Raw genomic sequence first — 20,857 nt, 5'->3', positions numbered from 1 at the left:
AGTGGATCAGCCAGCAAGCCGCACACCCATCAAGAATGTCGCTTGTAAGTATATCAATGTTTGGTTCTTGGTTACTTTTAACAAAAATAGGTTTACTTGAGATTATGCAATAATTTCAGTACCATCAACCTAACTCAATAAAAGGAAAATCATTTTATTTTGGAGACTATCACGATTAAGGATATTGCAAAGGCGTTGAATTTGTCAACTTCTACGGTGTCACGGGCACTCAGGAATAGCTACGAAATTAATGTCGAGACGAAGAGACTGGTGATGGAATATGCCGAAAAAATGAACTACCGGCCTAATCCGATTGCACTAAGTCTGAGAGACAGCAAAAGCCGGGCTATAGGCGTTATTATTCCTGAAATTGCAAATTCATTTTTCTCGCAGCTCATCAATGGAATTGAATCGATCGCTTACAATATGGGCTACCATGTGGTGATTTTTCAAAGCCACGAATCGTTTGAGCGCGAGGTGACCAATACCCATTATCTTGTTTCCAGAAAAGTTGATGGACTTCTGGTCTCATTGTCAAGTTTAACGACTGATATTGACCATTTTAAGGAATTGATACGGAAAGAAATGCCGATTGTGTTTTTTGATCGGGTACCAAATGAGCTGGAGGCGCACAAAATTATCGCTGATAATTTTCTAGGAAGCTATGAAGCAATTGAACACGTGATCAAAACCGGTAAAAGACGAATTGCGCATATTACCAGTCCAAAATATTTGTCAATCACCACTGAACGCTTGGCTGGATATCGTAAGGCGCTGGAAGACAATGGTATAGGGTTTGATGAGTCATATGTAAAATATTGCCACCACGGAGGAATGGTCGCCAGTGAAAACGAAGAAGCCATTCAGCAATTGCTGGACATGCCTGAACCACCTGATGCTATTTTTGCTGCTTCCGACAGGCTCACAACAGGATGTCTTGCCGTTTTGATCAAAAACAAAATTAAAATTCCCGAGGAAATTGCGTTGCTGGGCTTTACCAATATCGCAGTAGCCGATCTTTTAAATCCACCACTAACAGCCGTTGTGCAACCCGCTATCGAAATGGGGCAACAGGCCACCGAAATGCTGATCCGGCTAATCGAATATCCTCAAAAAGTAACTGGTTTTGAGAAAAAAACCATGAAAACCTCGCTCCATATCAGAGAGTCGACGGTTGGTTCCGCAATCGGCGCGAACGTTTGATATCACAATATCCTGATTCTAAATATGAATGGAGATTTGGCTATATGCTTACCAGTTGGAGAAGGATTGTTCAACTATCGGGTGGCTGGAATTGCTGTACGGGAGGGGAAAATTCTGCTTCATAAAAGCGAATCAGATAGGTTCTGGAGCCTTCCCGGTGGACGCGTTGATATGTTTGAATTTTCTGCCGACGCGCTTGCCCGCGAAATGATGGAAGAGTTGAACAGCGAAGTGACGGTGGGAAATCTTATTGCAATCGCCGAAAATTTCTTCGAATATGAGAATAAACAATACCACGAAATCGGCCTTTATTATTTATTGGATATCATTGACTTCTCAGACTTTTCAGATAAAACGGCAGTCGAGGGAAACAACACACTGCTTTTCAAATGGCACGATCTCAAAACCTTTGACGAGGAAGCCATATACCCCAAAATACCGCTTCGGAAGCTATTGTCGGGGCAGGGTGGCGTTAGTCATTTTCGATTTGGGCTGGAGGTTTTGGAGGAGAAGATATGAGGATTACATCCCGTTTCCTGAAAACAGAAAAGTACGTTAAGAAAATATTTTTGATATAGAACTCATAAATCATGCCCCATTCTCAAATCCAGATCCCTTCCAAACTACCTTTCGTTGGTACCACCATTTTTACAAAAATTTCAAAGTTGGCCGAGGATCATGGTGCTATTAATTTGGCTCAGGGTTTTCCGGAGTTTGACTGCTCACCAAAGCTTACAAGTTTGGTGACAAAGTATATGCAGTTGGGCAAAAATCAATACGCGCCTATGGCAGGGGTGATGCCCTTACGGGAGGCAATCGTGGAAAAAGTATTTACAGCTACGAAATGCGAATATCGGGCGGATACCGAGATAACGATAACGAGCGGTGCCACAGAAGCACTTTACGTAGCCATATCGGCAGTTGTTGAGGCTGGCGACGAGGTGATCGTTCTGGAACCGTGCTACGACAGTTATGTTCCTGCGATTGTGATGAATGGGGGAGTGCCTGTTTTTGTCACTTTGTCGCCAGTTTTTCAATCGATTGATTGGGTGGAAGTGGAAAGCAAAATTACGTACAAGACAAAGGCAATTATCGTAAATACACCGCACAATCCGTCTGGCTATGTTTTCACGAAAGAAGATTTGAACAATTTGTCAAGAATTGCCGAAGCACATGATCTGATTGTGATCAGCGACGAGGTTTACGAGCATATCGTTTTTGATGACAGAGAACACATTTCCGTTTCGTCCATTCCAGCCTTGGCTGGCCGCTCATTTGTTTGTGGGTCTTTTGGCAAGACGTTTCATATTACAGGATGGAAATTGGGATATTGCCTGGCACCTGAAAATCTGATGGTTGAGTTCCGTAAAATTCACCAGTTTATGGTGTTCAGCGTGATCACTCCCTTTCAATTTGCGATTGCGGAGTTTCTGCAGGATCCTGCCCACTATCAGGAGTTGTCCGCTTTTTATCAGCAAAAAAGAAATCTGTTTTTTGACGCGATCAATCATATCGGTTTTAATATGAAGCCAAGTTCCGGAAGTTTTTTCCAGAACGTTGATTATAGCAAATTGTCGGATCAGGAAGATGAAGCGTTGGTCGAACGGCTCACAAAAGAATATGGCGTGGCCGCGATTCCGGTTTCAGCGTTTTATTCCAAACCAGTTATTTTCAAAACTTTACGTTTCTGTTTTGCCAAAAATGATGACACGCTTCTTCGTGCCGCCGAGAAATTGGAAAAGGTAAAATGGTGAGCCCTACTTTTTGAATAACAGCGCCTTCACAGGCTGAATGCGGGTGATGATCAGCGTTGGAATCAGAAGAATGAGTGCTGAAACTATTACTGTAATTACATTGACCAAAGCTATAATGGGCCAGTCGAAAATGATGGGAACGGTATCCATATAATAGTTTACAGGATCCAGCGGGATGATATGAAACTGATATTGCAACCAGCAAAGCGCGAGTCCCGTTATATTTCCGATAAGTAATCCTTTATTAACCATATGAAGCCCGACCCGGAAGAATACCATTCGTATCTGTCGGTTGGGGCTCCCCAGCGTCTTCAAAAGGCCGATCAGCGGAGTGCGCTCCATAATCATGACGAGCAAAATGGACACCATATTGAAACATGCCACGAACAGTATTAAGGAAAGAAAAACGGCTGTGTTTCGATCTAGTAAAACCAGCCAGTCGAACAGAGGTCTAAACGAATCTGTCACTTTTGATAGATAAACCCCTGGCGGTAGCACACCTTTAAGTCTCGTTGTAACCTCATCCAGTTTAGAAAAATCTTTGAGATATATTTCGTAGGTGCCAATAGAATCCTTTCCCCATCCATTCAAACGTTGAACCAGACCCAAGTCGCCTAATATGAGCAGATTATCGAATTCTTCCATTTGGGTGTCATAAATCCCGGAGACGGTCAGTTTTCTTGGCCTCGGCGGATTTTGCAGCGAATACATAATTACGTCGTCTCCAGGTTTTAGAACGAGCTGGTCTGCGATTTTTTTACTGATGATTACCTGTGAAGAATATCCGTATTTGATAGATGAGGAATCTTTATAGTCAATGATCTTTCCAGCAACCAGATTATTTTTGAAAAGGTCCCAGGTATAGTCCTTCCCAACGCCTTTCAGCACTATTCCTTTGATTTCGTCTTTGGTTTTAAGTATCCCTGATTTGTGAGCAACCACATTCCAGTGGTCAATTTCAGAGATTTTTGGAAGTTCGTCGGCGATTGGATTTTTAATCGGAAGGGGGCCTTCCTCATAGGTATTCCCCAGGATATAAGCACTGATATTAATATGCGCTCCGAAAATGAAAACCTTTTGCCTGATCGTTTGCTTGAAACCCAGCAGTATCGAAAATGCCAGAATTCCCACAGCAACGCCGATGGCGATACTTGCTACACCAATCCCTGATACGGTAGCCGAAAAGGAGCCTGCTTCATTATGCCGGATACGTTTGGCAATAAAGTTGGGAAACTGCAAAAGAGAACTGATTAAATTGAAACTTGACAAAAATATAAGAAATATGGGGTATCTCGTTGTAAGTTCTCTCATGAGAAAGAAATTTGAACCAGATCTGTCATTTCCACGATGTAATTGTGGTTCGCGCCTTGTCCTCTCCAAATGAAGTATATCTTTACATTTGTAACAAAATCAAAAAAATCGGATTCAATATATGCCGTTGATTAAAGTAGCAGCCGGGGTTGTCAATCAAACGCCTATGGCGTGGGATTCGAATACTGAAAATATTATCCGGGCGATTGATGAAGCCAGAAAACACGAGATCAGTTTACTATGCCTCCCTGAGTTATGCGTTTCCGGATATGGTTGCGAGGATTATTTTTTCGCTCAGGACCTTGCCGATCAGGTGCTGCATGCACTATCCGAAATTGTAGCCGCCACAAGTGGGATCGCGGTTTCCTTGGGTTTGCCCATTCGCCATAATAATCGACTGTATAATGCTGCTTGTTTGATCGTCAATCGCCAGATCAGCGGGTTTTACTGCAAGCAAAATCTTGCCAATAACGGCATACATTACGAAACCCGTTGGTTTCATCCGTGGCCTGCGGGACTGGTTGAAAATATTGAAATTAATCAAATCAGCTATCCGATAGGTGATGTAATTTTCGAGCTGGTTGGTAACCATACATCTGGAGTAAGAATTGGTTTTGAAATCTGTGAAGATGCCTGGGTGGCAAATCGTCCCGGGCGCAGACATTATGAAAGGGGCGTAGATATCATATTAAATCCAAGCGCCAGTCACTTTGCTTTTCACAAATTTATGACCCGTGAACGGCTTGTTATCGACGGTTCCCGGTCATTTGGATGCAGTTATATATATACCAATTTATTGGGAAATGAGGCCGGACGCGCAATATATGATGGCGATGCGATGATTGCCTCCAACGGAGATTTGCTGGTATCCAGCCCAAGGTTTAGTTATGAGGAATATTTTGTGACTAGTGCAGTTATCGACACCGACAATACCAGGTTAAACCAGATTCAGAATCGGGTACAACTGAATAAGGATAAAACATGGTTGGTTAAATCCCGTTTTGATTTTCCCGATATAAATCCTGTTGTACCGCAAGTGGCTGAATTGGAGGCGTTTGAGAAGGGTGGCGCGTTAAAGGAAGAAGAGTTTGCAAGGGCAGTTTGTCTGGCTTTGTTTGATTATTTACGAAAAAGCCGGTCTAACGGTTTTACCATATCACTTTCTGGCGGCGCGGATTCCTGCGCCTGCACGGCACTATGCGGACTGATGATCCGGCTGGCAGACGAGAGTATTGGTTTTGAAAAGTTAAAAGAAAAGCTAAAGTATATTAAGGGAATAGAGTCCGCTAAAACGGAGGAAGATCTTGCTTTTGTACTTGTTCACAACATTTATCAAGGCACGGAAAACAGTTCTGAAGATACTTTGGAGTCTGCCCGTTCGCTGGCTGAATCAATCGGATCAAAGTTTTACAATATCAATATCAATGGGTTGGTCGAAACTTATAAGGGCTTGATCGAAGATCAGATTGGCAGAAAACTGAGCTGGGATACTGACGATATTGCCCTGCAGAACATTCAGGCTCGTGTACGCGCTCCGGGTGTCTGGCTTTTGACGAACCTGTCTAACCATTTGCTTCTGGCGACTTCGAATCGCTCGGAAGTTGCTGTGGGATATGCGACGATGGACGGCGATACTTCTGGTAGTATCAGCCCGTTGGCGGGCATTGATAAACACTATTTGCGACAATGGCTGAAATGGCTGGAATTGGTTGGTTGTGAGGTGAAAGGAAAACATATCCGGATCGAAGGCTTGAAGAAAGTCAACAGCTTGCAACCCACTGCTGAACTTCGCCCACTGGAAAGAAATCAAACCGATGAAGCCGATTTGATGCCTTATGACTTCCTGAATTACGTCGAAAGGCTGGCCATTCGTGACAAAAAGTCGCCTTTGCAGGTATACAAAACTATGCAGGTGCAGTTTAAGGGACTATATGACGAAGAACGGATATTGAATTGGACCCAGCGCTTTTTCAGACTTTGGAGCCGTAATCAATGGAAAAGGGAGCGCTACGCACCATCATTTCATCTGGATGATCTCAATCTGGACCCAAGGTCCTGGTGCCGTTTCCCGATTCTTTCAGGCGGTTTTGAAAAGGAACTGGCAGAACTGCGTGAATATGTGGAAGGTAGTTTGAGATCAGGCAGTCGAAAACGGATTGGCTTTTAAGCATTATTCTTATTGAATCATCAACAAGTTCAGAGTGGCTAAGTTTCAATTATTGAGCTACTTAATGCTCCTCAATCACTTAATGGTGAAAAAGAAAAAACCTTCTTAGTCGAAAATCGCATTGACTATCAAATGCCAAAATTTCATAATATATCAAATCAAAAACAGACAACGCTGATGGCAAAGAGACTTCTTTTTATGTTATTGATGAATTTGCCATTGTTTGTTTTTGCCCAGGAGAAGGCTGTCCCTCAAGAGGTTATGCAACAAATCTACGACGAGATTAAGACGCCGTATAAATATGGGCTGGCGATAGTGCCTTCAGACGATTCCAGGCAAATTGATTGTCCAACCGTTTTCAGAAAGGGAAAAGATTGGTATATGAGCTATGTAGTTTTTGATGGCCGTGGCTATGAAACTCTTTTGGCCAAAAGTCATGACCTGCTGGAATGGCAAACGCTCGGCAAAATCATGAGTTTTTCGGATACGACCACCTGGGATAGCAATCAAAAAGGTGGGCTTGTGGCTTTACAGGATCATCAGTGGGATGGCGGGTATCAATTAGAAAAATACCAGGGTAAATATTGGATGTCATATATCGGCGGAAATCACCGGGGTTACAAAGGCGGGCCTGTAGCAATCGGTCTCGCTACGACGAAGGATCCATCGATACCGCAAGAATGGAGCAGAATGAATAAGCCGATCCTTATTCCAAACGATACAAGCGCAGGTTGGTGGGATAATGCCAAGCTGATGGAGAGCACTATCATTTGGGATAAGAAAAAAACTTTGGGTTACCAGTTCGTGATGTATTATAATGCCACCGGCGACAAGGAACACAACACGACTTCAAATTTGCCCGGTTTTGAGCGAATTGGTATGGCGGTTTCGAATGATATGATCAATTGGAAGCGTTTTGCCAAGGATCCGGTGGTATACCGAAAGTCAGGCCTCACGGGAAATGCAGTGGTCAGAAAAATTAATGACGTGTGGGTGATGGTTTATTTCGGTGCTTTTTGGGAGGGTCGAAAAAATGCATATAACCGCTTTGCATGCAGTTACGATCTGGTCAACTGGACGGATTGGAACGGCGATGACCTTATTAAGCCATCAGAACCTTATGACGAAAAATATGCGCACAAGAGCTCGGTGGTGAAGTACAACGGGATCGTATATCATTTCTATTGCGCTGTAAATGGAAAAAACCAACGGGGAATTGCCGTGGCCACGTCTGTCGATAAAGGTAAGAGTAGGCTGATTTTCAATAATAAATAAGCTGTTCGTCAGAGAGTTACTTAATCATTCCATAAGTAGCTTTTGCTTGCATTTTCGACATTCCGTCAAAATGCCACCATTCGGTCGTGTTAGTCGTGAAGCCTGATGCGTTCATCACTTTTCGGAGAATTTTACGATTCTCGATCTGTTTTTGAGTTAACTTTCCCTGGTTCAACATCTGCTGTTCCGACCGCGGATAGGCCAATGGGCCGAAGTAGTCATATTTCGTACCCATATCCAACGGCTTTCCATTCTTGTCCACAACGGTAAGATCGATAGCGCAGCCAAAGTTATGGTTGGAACCTTTTTTGGGGTCGGCCACGTACATTGGCTTCTTACCTTCCGGGATTTTCAGATCGTCCAGCGCATCCCAAAGCGTATATTGAGCTGAATTTGGTCGGGCAGCATCATATACCAACAATTTAAATCCCGGATAAGATTTGCTCAGCATTGCACTCGCTTTAGCCAGTCTCTTTGCCATCTCCGGTTGCAGATATGCCTTTGTCAGGTCTCCGTAGACGTCCTTTTTTACAAAATTGTCTGTTGTGGAATATTTGAGCTCGACTAATATTTCAGGAGCAATTTTTTGAATATCAACCAACCCCTGGTCGATCATTTTCTGCTCAAGTGCCGGGATGTTACTCTGTTTTTGGGCAGAAGTTTGTAGTGTAATAAAAGATGATAATAATAAGATTAAACTGCAATCTGTAAATTTCATATAATCAAAATGCTGATATTCAGCAGTAAATATATTCTTGAAGTAATAAATGCAAAAGAGCCAGGGAAACCGTCCCGGCTCTTTATGGGCGAAGATATATAAGTTTGTCAGGCTTTTCCTTATATGACCATTTCCTGACAACCGCTGACTATTGACTGACAATAATCCCACAGCAAGTAACTACCCGTTTATCACCAACAACAATTCATCCAATCGCTCCAGGGTCGACTCCATTCCGGCTTTCATACCCATGTTTATAACAGTCTCCAAATCCGCACGTGAATTGTATTGTACTATGGTTTGGACGATTGCATGAGCTCCCAGATCTGAAAAGGTAACCTCCCAATTTGCGCGCGGCAGTTGCTCATTGACGGTGCCGTTTGCATCACAAAACGCATCCAGCGCAGTATATTGGTCAATCGGCTGAATGGTTAGGTACTCAGTATATCCCCAATATTCGGTACCATTCGGGTCGACCATCGCATATAGCCAGTGTCCGCCCACTTCGAAACTCATTTCCTTTGTTTTGGTCGTAAGAGGTTTAGGGGCAAACCATTGGTCTAATAATTCACTTTTTGTGTAACAGTCCCATACTAGTTGGCGGTTAGCCGCGAATTCACGCCTGATGGTGAGTGTGTTGTCGTCGCTATTTACCAGAAAATCAAATTGCAGATTACCTTTCATTCTGTTTGTTTTTAAGATTAATGAGAATTTAGGAGAGGAGGAAACGGCTTGTCATCTCCTTCAGTATTATGTTAATTTCAATTAGTCCCTTCAGCAAGCAATTCGTCAAGATTGCCAATTGCTGCTGCAAATCCTTGTTCAAAGCCCATATCAATAATTGTTTGCATCGCTTCCGCGCTTTGATAGGTAATTTCAACTTTTACAGTTGTGCCCTCGCCCGAAGATTGAAATTCATTGTGCCATGTCATGGATGGAATATCTGAATTTGCCGTTCCATTCTCATCACAAAAAGCGTCATATGCATCATAGAACGCTTGGGGAGAAATAGCGGTATAGTCCGCGCGGCAGTATTGTTTGCTGCCATCCGGTCCCAGCATATGGTAAAGCCAAAAACCGCCGACCCGGAAATCCATGGATTTGGTGACAGCTTTCCAGGGTCTTGGTGCCCACCATTGATCCAAAAGTTCACTTTCTGTCCAGGCCCGCCACACATTTCTCACAGGAGCCGCAAATTCTCTTATGACAGTTATTTTGTTGTTTTCAAGATCTTTTGAAAAGATCGTTTCTTTGTTTCCAATCATGATTCCTTATTTTTCAGGTTAATTAATAGATTATCTAATTGATCGAAGCGGTCCTCCCACATCTTGCGGAAAGGTTCCAGCCAGTCTGCTACTTCCTTCATTTTCTGCGCATTAAAGTGATAGTAAATTTCCCGACCAGCAACTTCCTGCTTCACAAGCTGGCACTCCGTCAGTATTTTAATGTGTTTTGATACAGCCTGTCTACTGGTATCAAAATGTTCTGCCAATGCGTTCGGCGTCATGGCTTGTATTGATATTAAAGCCAAAATCGCCCGTCTGGATGGATCTGCAATCGCCTGAAACACGTCCCTTCTCATTACTGTTTTATTTAGTTGCAACTAATTGGTTGCGAATATATGTGCAACTAATTGGTTTCGCAAGCGTTTTGGGGAAAAAATTTGGGGGGAAAGGGAGGATGGGAAAGGGGGAGCAGGTGAAATGGTTAATGGGATATTGATGAGCTCTGAGTGACTCTGCGAAAAAACTCCGATAACTCTGCGTTTGAATACCAGTTGATCAGATTTTAAAAAATTGCTGCCATTAATATCCTTCGGAAGGGATAAAAAGCTGGTGAAGCGGGGAATTCGGTTTTTAAAAAAGATTTATATCTCGAGATAAAATCTGGTCTTGCAGTTTCGGGGAGTTTGGCAAGGTAGGGGAGTAAGGCCGTTCCTGATACCCAGTCGAAGATGGCCTCAGAATCCGGGACTATGACCGGATATATTTTTTCGAATACTTGGATCGACTTACCGCCGTATGCGAAGATCAATTTGGCATAAGTATCGATATCTAACACAGGAGAGGTCCTTTTCCAACCATTCAGGGATGTAGCAAACGGCGATTCTTTAGCCAACTCGTCTAGCAATATGTTAGTTATATTCCGGGGTTGGTTGGGTATTTGGATGGCAAGTTGTCCATCAGGTTTTATGCGGGAAATGATTTTAGGGATCAAATCAATATGATTATCAAGCCATTGGATGGCAGCGTTAGAGAAGATCAGATCCCATTTTTTATTTGAATCCAGTTGCTCCATAATGCCTCTGTTTTCAAAACTGACGCGCTCATTAGCAAAAGGTTTGGAATCCTGAAGCATATTGGGAGAGGAATCGACGCCGAGCACTGTCGCGTCAGGCAATAGGTCGGCAAGTTTTCCAGTTAATTCACCAGTGCCACAGCCAAGATCCAGGGCTTCCATATTAGGCTTGACCGATATCAATGCAGCTAGATCGTAAAACGGCTCGAAACGTTCTGATTTGAATTTGTTATAAATACCTGGGTTCCATTCCATATTGTTTGTATTTTAAACGCAGAGTTTGGGGAGTGAGGCGCAGGGTTACGCTGAAAAAACGCTGCGGACACTGCGTAAAACTCAATAAAACTCTGCGTTTAAACAACATTCAACTCAGCCGGACTTGGAAAAGATCTTTGGAGCGAAGGTATATCCAGCTGACAACGGCAATGGTGACCGCACCTCCCAACATCACTGATGGCACAGTTCCAAATGCTTTTGCCATCACACCGGATTCAAACGCACCCATTTCATTAGATGAACTTACGAAAATCCCGTTTACCGCAGCAACCCGTCCACGCATTTCGTCAGGTGGGTATATCTGTAAAATAGTTTGTCTAACGATTACGCTTACACTATCAAATGCTCCGGTAGCGAACAGTGCTGCGCAGGAGAGGATAAAATTTGTCGACGCAGCGAAGATGATGGTGAAAATACCAAAGCCTGCAACAGCGAGTAACATATTTCTCCATGCGTTTTGAGTGGGTGGAAAATAAGCCATCAAAAACATGGTCAGTAAAGAGCCAACGGATGGCGCGGCACGAAGTACTCCCAGTCCTTGCGGCCCCACTTTCAGAATGTCTTCCGCGAAGATGGGAAGCAGTGCAACTACTCCACCAAAAAGAACAGAAAATAGGTCTAACGATATGGCGTATAGCACGATACGTGTTTTGAAAACAAACCGAAAGCCTTCTTTCAAACTCTCCATAAGTGGCGTCGAAATCTTGGGGAATTCAGGCCGTGTTTTGATCATACCGAGCAATATCCAGCATACAACAAAGCTGGCGATAACGACAAGCAAGGTGTGTGTGAGACCGATATATGCATAAAGAAAACCCGCGAGAGCCGGGCCAGTGATTGAGCCTGCCTGCCAAAACGAACTGCTCCAGGTGGAAGAGTTGCCATAAATGTTACGTGGTACCAGAAACGGTTTCAAAGAACTCGACGCCGGAGAATAAAACCCTTTGGCAAAACCTATCAAACCAAAAACCGCATATACTGCAATCAAGTGTTGTTTTGTGGTTAAGGAGTTGAAAATTGAGGGTTGAAAAACCGTATACAAGATCACCGAGCCAAGAATAATGACCACCAGACTGATATGCATAATCGTAATCTTGTTCTTCTGATCTGCCACATATCCACCAAACAGCGAGGTGATAATAAAGGGTATTACTTCCGCCAAACCGATCAGCCCTAATGCGAGCGGATCGTGTGTCATTTTGTACAATTCATAGGCAACAATCACTTCCTGAATGAGTATTGTCGCCGAAAACAAAAAGGTATTGGAAATAAAAAAACGAAAATCAGAAAAACGAAGCGCTGCGTAAGGATCGTGGGAAGGCAGATTTTTCAATAGGATATTGCTGTTGTTCGCAAGGTTAACGTCAGAAATACTCAGGAATGTTCGCGTAATTTGCGCGAGGTAAATAAGTTGTTTTAATAGTTTAATTTTTAGGTGGAATAGCCATATTTGGGAGGAAGGGGAGAAGGGAGGAGGTAGGAGGGGACGCCGGGAAAAAGAGTTGGATGGAAAGTGTTAGTTTGGCCGTGTTTTCTCGTTCGCTGCCGTACACATTTGTGCGATTTCGGACGGTGTTTAGAAAATGATATATATTAATTAGTTGATTTTTAGTTAGTTGATGTATTGGCAAGGCTTTTTAATATGGATATGCAATTGAATTTATAACTACGATAATCAGCGGTTCGTAACGCAAATACCAAAATTTATGATCAAGCTAGAAAAAATCTCGAAGTATTACCCTGCCGGTTTCGGCAAAACTTATGTCTTACGGCATATCGATTTGAATATCAAAGAAGGTGAGTTTGTGTCGATTATGGGGCCCTCGGGTTCTGGTAAATCAACGCTTTTGCATATCCTCGGTCTGTTGGAAGAGCCGTCAGAAGGTGAGTATTTATTTCTGGACGAACCGGTTCAGAAGTTGTCGGAGAAGCGACGGACGGATTTACACAGACACCATATCGGATTTGTTTTTCAGGCTTATCATTTGATCGACGAATTGACCGTATATGAAAATATCGAGACGCCCTTACTATACAAAGGAACTTCATCTTCAGAAAGAAAAAGCCGCGTAGCTGAACTGCTCGACCGGTTCAATATGGTTGCCAAAAAGGATCTGTTTCCACATCAGCTTTCGGGCGGACAGCAGCAGTTGGTGGGTGTAGCACGGGCGATAGTTCATAATCCAAAAGTCATTTTCGCCGACGAACCGACAGGGAATTTACATTCCGAACAGGCGATTGAGATTATGGAGCTTTTCCAGAAATTAAATCAGGAAGACAAAGTAACGATCGTACAAGTGACTCACTCAGAATTGAATGCGGGTTTCGGCAACAGGGTAGTGAGGTTGAAAGACGGTTGGCTGGCTTGAAAAAACATTAACAGATATCATATATAATACCATTTCAGTCATGAAACGAATACTAGTTTTACTCTGCATGCTTCCGGGATTGGCTTTCTGTCAACAGACATTGAGTCTTAAGGAATGTGTGGAATTACTGGCCAAGAATAACCTGTTATATCGCCAGGGACATTTGCAGTATGAAAGTGCGGAGGCCAATTTGCGTCAGACAAAATCGCAGGCACTTCCTCAAATCGGTATCGGTTTTTACAACAGTATCAACCTTGGCCGGAGCATTGACCAATATACCAACGCGTATATTGACGAGGTTTATAACTACAGCTCATTAAATGCGAACTTGTCCATGCCGATTTATCAGGCAGGCAGGATACAAAATCAGATTCGCCAAAACGTTCTATTAAAAGAATCAGCAGCAGAAAACAGAACGGCAGTTCTCAACGCGCAAACGGTATTGCTACTTCAGGGATATGTAAATGTTCTTTCGACAAAGGCCCTATATGAGTCTTATTCTGAACAGGTTGCATCTTCAGAGGCGCAGGTTGAAAAAGTGCAGAAGCAGGTGGACGCTGGTGTGGCAGGTAGCAATTTGCTTTACGAAATAAAGGCGCAGCTGGCAAATGACCGGTTCGACGCTGTAACTGCGTTGAACAATCACAAGACCGCAAGGCTTGCATTATTCCAAAGAATGAATGTAACGCCCGACAATCAGATCGAGTTTGACACGCTCACTTCTTTATATTCCGTCATCGAAAAGGTGAATGCAGAGGCACTGTTTCAATCGGCTCAGGGAGTATTTCCTGAACTGAAAAGTGCGGAGTTATATTACAAAAGTTTTAGTTATCAGGTAAAATCCATTCGTGCGCTCAACTTCCCCTCGTTGACACTGGGAGCGAATTTAGGGGCATTTTTTGCTTCGACGAATAAGTCACTTGACTATTTTAACCAGCTGAACGCAACGCGTAATGGATCTCTGAATGTGAACCTCAGCATTCCGATTATGGGACGCTGGGTAACCCGGCCGCGTGTCGAAATAGCCAAGGTGCAGGAGCGACTAGCAAGAAATCAGATGGATATTTCAAATCAGATATTACGTCAGGCGATGGAACAGGCGGTATTGGACCTGAATTCGACTGGTGACAGGTATGCAGCCGCTCAAAGCCAGGCTGAATCACTAATGGCGAGTTTTAAAGTAGTGGAAAGCAAACTTAGCGCCGGTACTGCCAATATTTTCGAATATTCACTAGCTAAAGCCAATCTGTCGAAAGCCCAGGCAAATGCTATTCAGGCTAAATACGGTTTTTTAATGCAACAACGATTGGTTCAATATTATCAAAATGGAAATTGGTCAGGAATCTTCTGATAAGACCTTTTCATTAATTGGGATTTATAGTTAGGTTAATTTTGGTATTTGGTAGTGCTTAGAGGTTACATTGTTGTAACCTCTTTTTTATTAATTAGTGTTAAAATAAGTACAAATAATTCTATTTGATATATATTTAGTTTTATTTCAGTGTTAGCCATTTTTAAAACCACACCTTTCAAAACCATGAAAAAAAATATTATTGGCTGTTTCATGCTCTGTATATTATGTTCCTCCGGCGGCTGGGCACAAGTAGTAAAAGCGACGAAGTATTGGGGCGCTGGAATTAGTTTGTCCGGTAGCAATACGCATACAAAAGAGGAAAATACAGATAATGAATACAAGAGTACGCAATTGTCTTTTGGCCCTTCTCTCCAGTTCGGAAGGTTTTATAAAGACAACCGTTTGTTTGGAGTGGCATTGTCTACTACGTTTGACGGATATTCGTATAAAACAGAAAATAGTGACAGGCAAAGTCAGAATTTGACCAGAATTGGCTTGTCTCCTTTTTTAAGACAATACAAAACATTAGGAACGAAGTGGTTTTTGTTCCTCCAGGAAGCCGTACCGATGGGATACACATTTTACAAAAATGATTTTAATACCAATGATAAGAATGGTTTTGACGCCGGCATCAGCGTTGTGCCAGGAGTTTCATTTAAAGTTTCTGACCGTTTCCTGATCGAGTCAGATATCAATTTGTTGTCTTTGGGTCTTAACTATTCAGACCAGCCTAACAGCAAATCATTTTCCTTCCAAAGTTCGGTTACGTCCGGTATTCAGAACACATTCGGGATCAGAGCGACTTGGTTTTTGTCTCCTGAGGGGAAGTAAGCTATTGAAAGGATATTTTAAGACAACTAAAAAGAAATTCACATGAAACGAATCATATATTTAATTACGCTTTCAGTGTTGGCCAGCACGGCTTCATTTGCCCAAATGATAGGAAAGAAGTTCATTCAGGGAAATGCGATGGTCAATTTTGGCGACACGAAATATGATGGAGTACAAGACGGTATGGAGGCAAATAGTTATGGCTATTCTTTTGATTTACGGTTAGGGAAATTCAAAAAAGAAAATGTCGCAACTGGATGGCTATTGGGTAGTTCGCTCGGGGGTGGGAAATCGAACTTTATCCTGTTTTCTGGCGGAGATCTTCAGAAAGTGGACAAATCCGGAATCAATAATGTGGGAATTTCCGCTGGCAGATTCTGGCATTTTTACAAACCTTTTTCTGACAAATTTGGCATATATGGCGGCCCGGATGTACGGCTTTCATATAACTACACCAATAATTATGAGACTAGTAATTCTAATGACAACCAATACCTGATACAAACCAAATCAAACGCGGCGAGTATTTCGCTGGGCTTGACTGGAAGTATATATTACTCGTTGTCGGATAGATGGTGGCTGGAAGCAAGTTTTGCTTATGCAAATCCAATCTTTCTAAAGTTGACGGGTTCTCAAAATGGCAGAGACGGGAATCTGAATCTCAAAACGACTACGTTCAGCTACCAATTGAGTCCTCAGTTGACACTTCCGAGTGTTGGCTTAGGACTACGATACTTTCTGGAATAACCCTAAAAAATCAATTACTTAATACCTAAAGCCGTTAAAAATCTCAATTTAACGGCTTTACTTTGTGTAAAATTAAAAAATGGAATGAAACGGTATATTTTCCTGATTGCCCTGGTGGCAATTCTTAGTTGTCGCAGATCCCACTATTCCTCCATAGCTCCCCCGTGGACTCCTGATTATCAGGTGGATAGGTCGGAAGAGTCGATCAAAAGATTTGAAAAAGAAGATAGTTTGAATATGCCTGCCTCTGGAGGTATCGTTTTTACCGGAAGTTCTTCTTTTACAAAATGGACAACCGCAGCGGAAGATTTAGCCCCGTTACCGATTATTAACCGGGGTTTTGGTGGTTCCACTTTTCCTGAAGTGATCCATTATGCCGAGAGGACTATATTTAAATATCATCCGGGAGTGGTCGTGGTATATTGTGAAAATGATATGTTCGGGTCAAAGGAAAAATCGCCGGAGCAGGTTCGGGATGCATATGCTGAACTTACCGGCATGATTCACGACAAGGAGCCGAAAGCGAAAATTTATTGTATTTCGCTGAAACCTTCGCCGTCGCGCTGGAAAAGCAAAGACAAGGTTATTAAAGCCAATCAACTTATTCAGGATTTTATCAAAACTGTACCTAATCAGCAGTATATCGACGTGTGGCCGGTGATGTTGAAAGACGGAAGGCCGGATCCGAGCTTATTTGTAAGTGATAGTTTGCATATGAGCCGGGCTGGATATGAACGTTGGATCAAGGTGATCAAACCTGTTTTGCAAAAATCGTAACCAAAGTTTTAGCACCAAAAATCAGTTTATATTGATATTATAACTAAAAAACTGACTAAGGGTGCGGGTTATAAAGTAAAGTCATTATATTAACCGAAAAATAAATATTGGTTAATTCCCTGGATAGCAATTTTGATAATGAAAGTAACTGCGGTCTTTGATATTGGGAGAACAAACAAAAAATATGTTCTCTTTGATGAAAATTACGACATAGTTGAAGAATTTTCCGAGTCTCTTCCTGAAACCAGGGATGAAGATGGGTATCCTTCTGAAGATATTGATTTGCTTACCAAGTGGGTTCAAGACCGATGGAAAGCATTGCTGGCCGATGAGCGTTACGATATAAAGGCTGTCAATGTTGCTGGTTATGGCGCGAGCCTGGTACACCTTGATGCATCCAACAAACCGCTGACTCCGCTTTATAACTACCTAAAGCCATTTCCGGCCGATTTGCTCAATCAGTTTTACACTACATACGGTGATCCGACGCGTATATCGTTGCAGACAGGTTCGCCTGCGATGGGTATGCTTAACTCAGGTATGCAGCTTTATTGGTTGAAATATAAAAGACCGGAAGTTTATAAGAACATTGCGACCACGCTGCATTTGCCGCAATATATACTATACCTCCTGACAAACAGAAAGGTTAGTGATTATACCTCGCTGGGCTGTCATACTGCACTTTGGAGCTTCGAAATGTGGGATTATCATGAGTGGGTAAAGGCAGAGGGTATTCATAAAAAACTGGCGCCTGTGTTGGCTTCTTCATCGTTCATATACAGACATGGCGACAAAGGGATTCAGTCTGGCTTCGGTTTGCATGATAGCTCTTCGGCGTTGGTACCTTATCGGATGGCCATGAAAAAGCCATTTGTGTTGCTTTCAACTGGTACGTGGTGTATTAATTTTAACTCATTCTCCGCCAAGCCGTTGACTTCATATCAGCTCGAGCGTGACTGTATGAATTATTTGACTCCGGAGGGAAGTGGCGTTACTGCATCACGTTTATTCATGGGCCGTGAGCACGATTTTCAGGTTTCACGTATTGCTGAATATTTCAGAGTTGCTCCTGACTTTTACAAAGGAGTGAAGCTGGATGAAGAAATACTTAAAGCAGATGTTCCTAAATTTTATACCGCTTGCATGACGGGCAATGGTCCTTTCCCTGAACCTAGTCCGCAGGAATGGCAGGTTAGCGCATTCGCCAGTGCGGAAGCTGCCTATCACCACCTGATCAACGGTCTTGTAGGGTTATTGAAAGTTTCTTTACAACTGGTTGGCGTTGACGATGTTAAAAGTATTTACATTGATGGCGGGTTTGCAAGAAATGAGATCTTCGCGAAGTTAATAGCGAGAAACTTTCCAAATCATAAAGTATATACTTCAGAACTTCCATATGCCACCTCGCTGGGTGCCGCGTTACACGTGACCCGTCCAACGAATTTTGAGTTTAAAGGGGAAATCAGGGAAATTACTGCTTAGACATCGGCGGTCGGCTATCGGCTGCCGGACTTTGCACAGTTTTAACTTTTTGGCTTCGACATTAGGTTTGTCGAAGATAGGAAAATCTAATTTTGTGGCTAAGTAGCTCTTTCCACGATTCAACGCATTTGGTGTGCCCAAAGTCTCAAAGCCGACTGGCAAAAAATCAGCTTATCCTGCTCCAGTTTGTTTCTTCTTTTCTTAAGTTTTCCAAATGGCTTTTGATCGGAAGGTTTTCAGGCTGGATCAGGTTCGGATCCGCTCCTAATATCTCTTCTGCAGATTTTCTGGCTGCTTTCAGTATTTCAGTGTCCTGGGCCAAATTGGCTACCAACAAGTCTGTAATTCCGCTTTGCTGTGTTCCCGAAAGATCTCCGGGACCTCGCAGTTGTAAATCCACTTCCGATATCTCAAAACCGTCATTGGTCCTGCACATCGTCTCAATTCTTAGCCGGGTATCTTTACTGATTTTAAAGGAGGTCATTAATATGCAGTACGACTGCTCCGCCCCCCGGCCTACACGACCACGCAACTGATGAAGCTGTGACAATCCAAATCGCTCTGCATTTTCGATGACCATCACAGACGCGTTAGGAACATTTACGCCAACCTCGATCACAGTAGTCGCTACCAGAATTTTGGTTTCATTTCTTGCAAAACGGCCCATTTCATAATCCTTGTCCTGAGCCTTCATTTTTCCATGCAGAATACTCAGCGGAACTCCGGGGAAGGACCGGGAAACGCTTTCGTATCCATCCATCAAATCCTTCAAATCCATCTTTTCAGATTCTTCAATCAATGGATATACCATATAGATTTGCCTTCCCTTTTGAATTTCTTCTTTTATAAAACCGAAAACGGAAGTCCGGTGCGCGTCATATCGATGAACCGTTTTTATGGGCTTTCGGCCGGCTGGCAATTCATCTATTGCCGATATATCCAGATCCCCATATAAAGTCATCGCTAGCGTGCGGGGGATAGGGGTGGCCGTCATGACCAGCATATGCGGATATATGCCAGGATTTTTCGCCCAAAGCCTCGCGCGCTGCGCCACTCCAAAACGATGTTGTTCATCAATAATACAAAGACCCAGGTTTTTGAACTGTACAATATCTTCCAGCAGCGCATGAGTACCGACGATGATATGCAATTCTCCGCTCAACAGCTGTCTATGAATAACTTCACGTTCCTTCTTCTTGGTCGAGCCCGTCAGTTTTGCGATGCCGATGCCCAGCAATTCGGCAAACTTTTTGAGTCCCTGATAGTGCTGGTCGGCCAATATCTCAGTTGGAGCCATGAGACATGCCTGAGCGTCATTGTCCAAAGCGAAAAGCATCGTTATAAAAGCGACGATCGTTTTTCCTGAGCCTACGTCGCCCTGCAGCAATCGATTCATTTGCTGTCCGGATTTCAAATCCTCGCGTATCTCACCGAGAACTCGTTTCTGGGCATTGGTAAGGCTGAAGGGAAGATGAGTTTCGTAAAACTCCTTCACCAGCGTTGTTTTGCTGAAAACCAGACCTGGAAATTCGGTTTTGTGCAATAACTTATTCTTGATCAGCCTGAACTGATTGTAAAAAAGCTCTTCGAACTTAAGGCGGCGCTGGGCCTGATGCAACCAAGCTTGGCTTTGCGGATTGTGGAAATTCCACAACGCATCCTTTTTGGATATCAGCCGGAATTTTCTGGTGAGATTTTCGGGAATGGTTTCCCGGATATGAGGCATTGCAATTTCCAGGAGATTTCGAATCATCCGGCCGATGGCTTTGCTGTCCACAAATTTGCGCCGTAATTTCTCGGTAAGAGGGTATATAGGCTGCCAGTACCCGCCAGACTCGTTCTCTGGCGTCAATAGGTCAATTTCCGGATGTGTGATGCTCCATCTCCCGCTAAAATATACTGGCTTTCCGAAAACAATATATTCTGAATTTCTTCGCAGATTTTTCTCGAACCAGGTAATTCCCTGAAACCAAACCAGTTCCAAGATGCCTGTTCCGTCTGTGAATTGGGCTACCAACCTCTTTTTTGCACCTTCTCCGGCAATCGTCCAATCGCGTAGTCTTCCTTTGATTTGAGCAGCTGGCATCTCTTCATTTAGCTCGGACACGCGATGGAAGGCCGTCCGGTCTTCGTGACGAAAGGGATAGTGTTGAAGTAAATCGCTGTATGTGAATATGCCAAGCTCTTTATTGAGTAGTTCAGCTTTTTGCGGACTGACACTCCTTAGCGATTCAATTTTGGTGTCAAAAAAATTCAAGCTTTAATTGGGGTTAATTAGCTGGTGATTCGATCAAA

Annotated in this window: 19 protein-coding genes; 11 read left to right on the top strand and 8 right to left on the bottom strand. The window is 43.1% G+C overall.

Annotation, left to right across the window (positions count from 1 at the left end; genetic code table 11):
- Positions 1 to 159: 159 nt before the first annotated feature.
- From AC1XUD_RS10890 to AC1XUD_RS10880, 3 genes are all read left to right on the top strand, one after another.
- On the top strand, positions 160 to 1,203 hold the full coding sequence (locus tag AC1XUD_RS10890; RefSeq protein ID WP_483361022.1) for a LacI family DNA-binding transcriptional regulator: 1,044 nt from the start codon (positions 160 to 162) through the stop codon (positions 1,201 to 1,203).
- A 24-nt stretch (positions 1,204 to 1,227) separates the two neighbouring features.
- Entirely contained in the window at positions 1,228 to 1,722 is a 495-nt protein-coding gene (locus AC1XUD_RS10885; RefSeq protein WP_483361021.1) for an NUDIX hydrolase, read from the top strand.
- A 71-nt stretch (positions 1,723 to 1,793) separates the two neighbouring features.
- Positions 1,794 to 2,957, top strand: a complete 1,164-nt coding sequence (locus AC1XUD_RS10880; RefSeq protein WP_483361020.1) for a methionine aminotransferase — start codon at positions 1,794 to 1,796, stop codon at positions 2,955 to 2,957.
- A 3-nt stretch (positions 2,958 to 2,960) separates the two neighbouring features.
- On the opposite strand, the gene AC1XUD_RS10875 is transcribed toward AC1XUD_RS10880, so the two are convergent.
- Positions 2,961 to 4,196 carry an ABC transporter permease gene (locus tag AC1XUD_RS10875; RefSeq protein ID WP_483361259.1) on the bottom strand — a complete coding sequence of 412 codons (1,236 nt, stop codon included), beginning with the start codon at positions 4,194 to 4,196 and terminating at the stop codon, positions 2,961 to 2,963.
- 193 nt (positions 4,197 to 4,389) lie between these two features.
- Here AC1XUD_RS10875 and nadE point away from each other — a divergent pair, with 193 nt between their 5' ends.
- Positions 4,390 to 6,435 (top strand): NAD(+) synthase, encoded by a 2,046-nt coding sequence (gene nadE, locus AC1XUD_RS10870; RefSeq protein WP_483361019.1) that lies wholly within the window; start codon positions 4,390 to 4,392, stop codon positions 6,433 to 6,435.
- Between the two features lie 177 nt (positions 6,436 to 6,612).
- Positions 6,613 to 7,710: a glycoside hydrolase family protein gene (locus AC1XUD_RS10865; RefSeq protein ID WP_483361018.1), complete on the top strand. Its 1,098-nt coding sequence runs from the start codon at positions 6,613 to 6,615 to the stop codon at positions 7,708 to 7,710.
- Between the two features lie 16 nt (positions 7,711 to 7,726).
- Here AC1XUD_RS10865 and AC1XUD_RS10860 read toward each other — a convergent pair whose 3' ends face one another.
- The 6 genes from AC1XUD_RS10860 to AC1XUD_RS10835 all read right to left on the bottom strand — a co-directional run bounded on the left by AC1XUD_RS10860 (position 7,727) and on the right by AC1XUD_RS10835 (position 12,335).
- Positions 7,727 to 8,428, bottom strand: coding sequence for a M15 family metallopeptidase (locus tag AC1XUD_RS10860; RefSeq protein ID WP_483361017.1), 702 nt, complete (start codon positions 8,426 to 8,428; stop codon positions 7,727 to 7,729).
- 180 nt (positions 8,429 to 8,608) lie between these two features.
- On the bottom strand, positions 8,609 to 9,112 hold the full coding sequence (locus tag AC1XUD_RS10855) for an SRPBCC family protein (protein WP_483361016.1): 504 nt from the start codon (positions 9,110 to 9,112) through the stop codon (positions 8,609 to 8,611).
- Between the two features lie 77 nt (positions 9,113 to 9,189).
- Positions 9,190 to 9,693 carry an SRPBCC family protein gene (locus AC1XUD_RS10850; protein WP_483361015.1) on the bottom strand — a complete coding sequence of 168 codons (504 nt, stop codon included), beginning with the start codon at positions 9,691 to 9,693 and terminating at the stop codon, positions 9,190 to 9,192.
- Positions 9,690 to 10,010 (bottom strand): ArsR/SmtB family transcription factor, encoded by a 321-nt coding sequence (locus AC1XUD_RS10845; RefSeq protein ID WP_483361014.1) that lies wholly within the window; start codon positions 10,008 to 10,010, stop codon positions 9,690 to 9,692. Before AC1XUD_RS10845 ends, AC1XUD_RS10850 begins: the two co-directional genes overlap by 4 nt.
- A gap of 206 nt (positions 10,011 to 10,216) precedes the next feature.
- Positions 10,217 to 10,981, bottom strand: coding sequence for a methyltransferase domain-containing protein (locus AC1XUD_RS10840; protein WP_483361013.1), 765 nt, complete (start codon positions 10,979 to 10,981; stop codon positions 10,217 to 10,219).
- A 109-nt stretch (positions 10,982 to 11,090) separates the two neighbouring features.
- Entirely contained in the window at positions 11,091 to 12,335 is a 1,245-nt protein-coding gene (locus tag AC1XUD_RS10835; protein ID WP_483361012.1) for an MFS transporter, read from the bottom strand.
- 373 nt (positions 12,336 to 12,708) lie between these two features.
- Here AC1XUD_RS10835 and AC1XUD_RS10830 point away from each other — a divergent pair, with 373 nt between their 5' ends.
- The 6 genes from AC1XUD_RS10830 to AC1XUD_RS10805 all read left to right on the top strand — a co-directional run bounded on the left by AC1XUD_RS10830 (position 12,709) and on the right by AC1XUD_RS10805 (position 18,562).
- The gene (locus tag AC1XUD_RS10830) at positions 12,709 to 13,371 is read left to right on the top strand and encodes an ABC transporter ATP-binding protein (protein WP_483361011.1); all 663 of its coding nucleotides are present in this window, start codon (positions 12,709 to 12,711) and stop codon (positions 13,369 to 13,371) included.
- A gap of 40 nt (positions 13,372 to 13,411) precedes the next feature.
- Positions 13,412 to 14,722 carry a TolC family protein gene (locus AC1XUD_RS10825; RefSeq protein WP_483361010.1) on the top strand — a complete coding sequence of 437 codons (1,311 nt, stop codon included), beginning with the start codon at positions 13,412 to 13,414 and terminating at the stop codon, positions 14,720 to 14,722.
- Positions 14,723 to 14,908: 186 nt separating this feature from the next.
- Positions 14,909 to 15,556 carry a hypothetical protein gene (locus AC1XUD_RS10820; protein WP_483361009.1) on the top strand — a complete coding sequence of 216 codons (648 nt, stop codon included), beginning with the start codon at positions 14,909 to 14,911 and terminating at the stop codon, positions 15,554 to 15,556.
- 42 nt (positions 15,557 to 15,598) lie between these two features.
- Positions 15,599 to 16,303, top strand: coding sequence for a hypothetical protein (locus AC1XUD_RS10815; protein ID WP_483361008.1), 705 nt, complete (start codon positions 15,599 to 15,601; stop codon positions 16,301 to 16,303).
- Between the two features lie 84 nt (positions 16,304 to 16,387).
- A complete protein-coding gene (locus tag AC1XUD_RS10810; RefSeq protein WP_483361007.1) occupies positions 16,388 to 17,080 on the top strand; it encodes a GDSL-type esterase/lipase family protein in 693 nt (230 codons plus the stop codon).
- 138 nt (positions 17,081 to 17,218) lie between these two features.
- Entirely contained in the window at positions 17,219 to 18,562 is a 1,344-nt protein-coding gene (locus tag AC1XUD_RS10805; RefSeq protein WP_483361006.1) for an FGGY-family carbohydrate kinase, read from the top strand.
- Positions 18,563 to 18,728: 166 nt separating this feature from the next.
- Here the strand turns inward: AC1XUD_RS10805 and recG are convergent, their stop codons facing one another.
- Positions 18,729 to 20,819: an ATP-dependent DNA helicase RecG gene (recG, locus tag AC1XUD_RS10800; RefSeq protein WP_483361005.1), complete on the bottom strand. Its 2,091-nt coding sequence runs from the start codon at positions 20,817 to 20,819 to the stop codon at positions 18,729 to 18,731.
- Positions 20,820 to 20,857 lie beyond the last annotated feature (38 nt).

This window comes from Dyadobacter sp. HNCC25DJ184 (assembly GCF_056895215.1).
The sequence above is the reverse complement of the archived record's forward strand: the minus strand, read 5'-3'. Positions and strand labels throughout refer to the sequence as shown.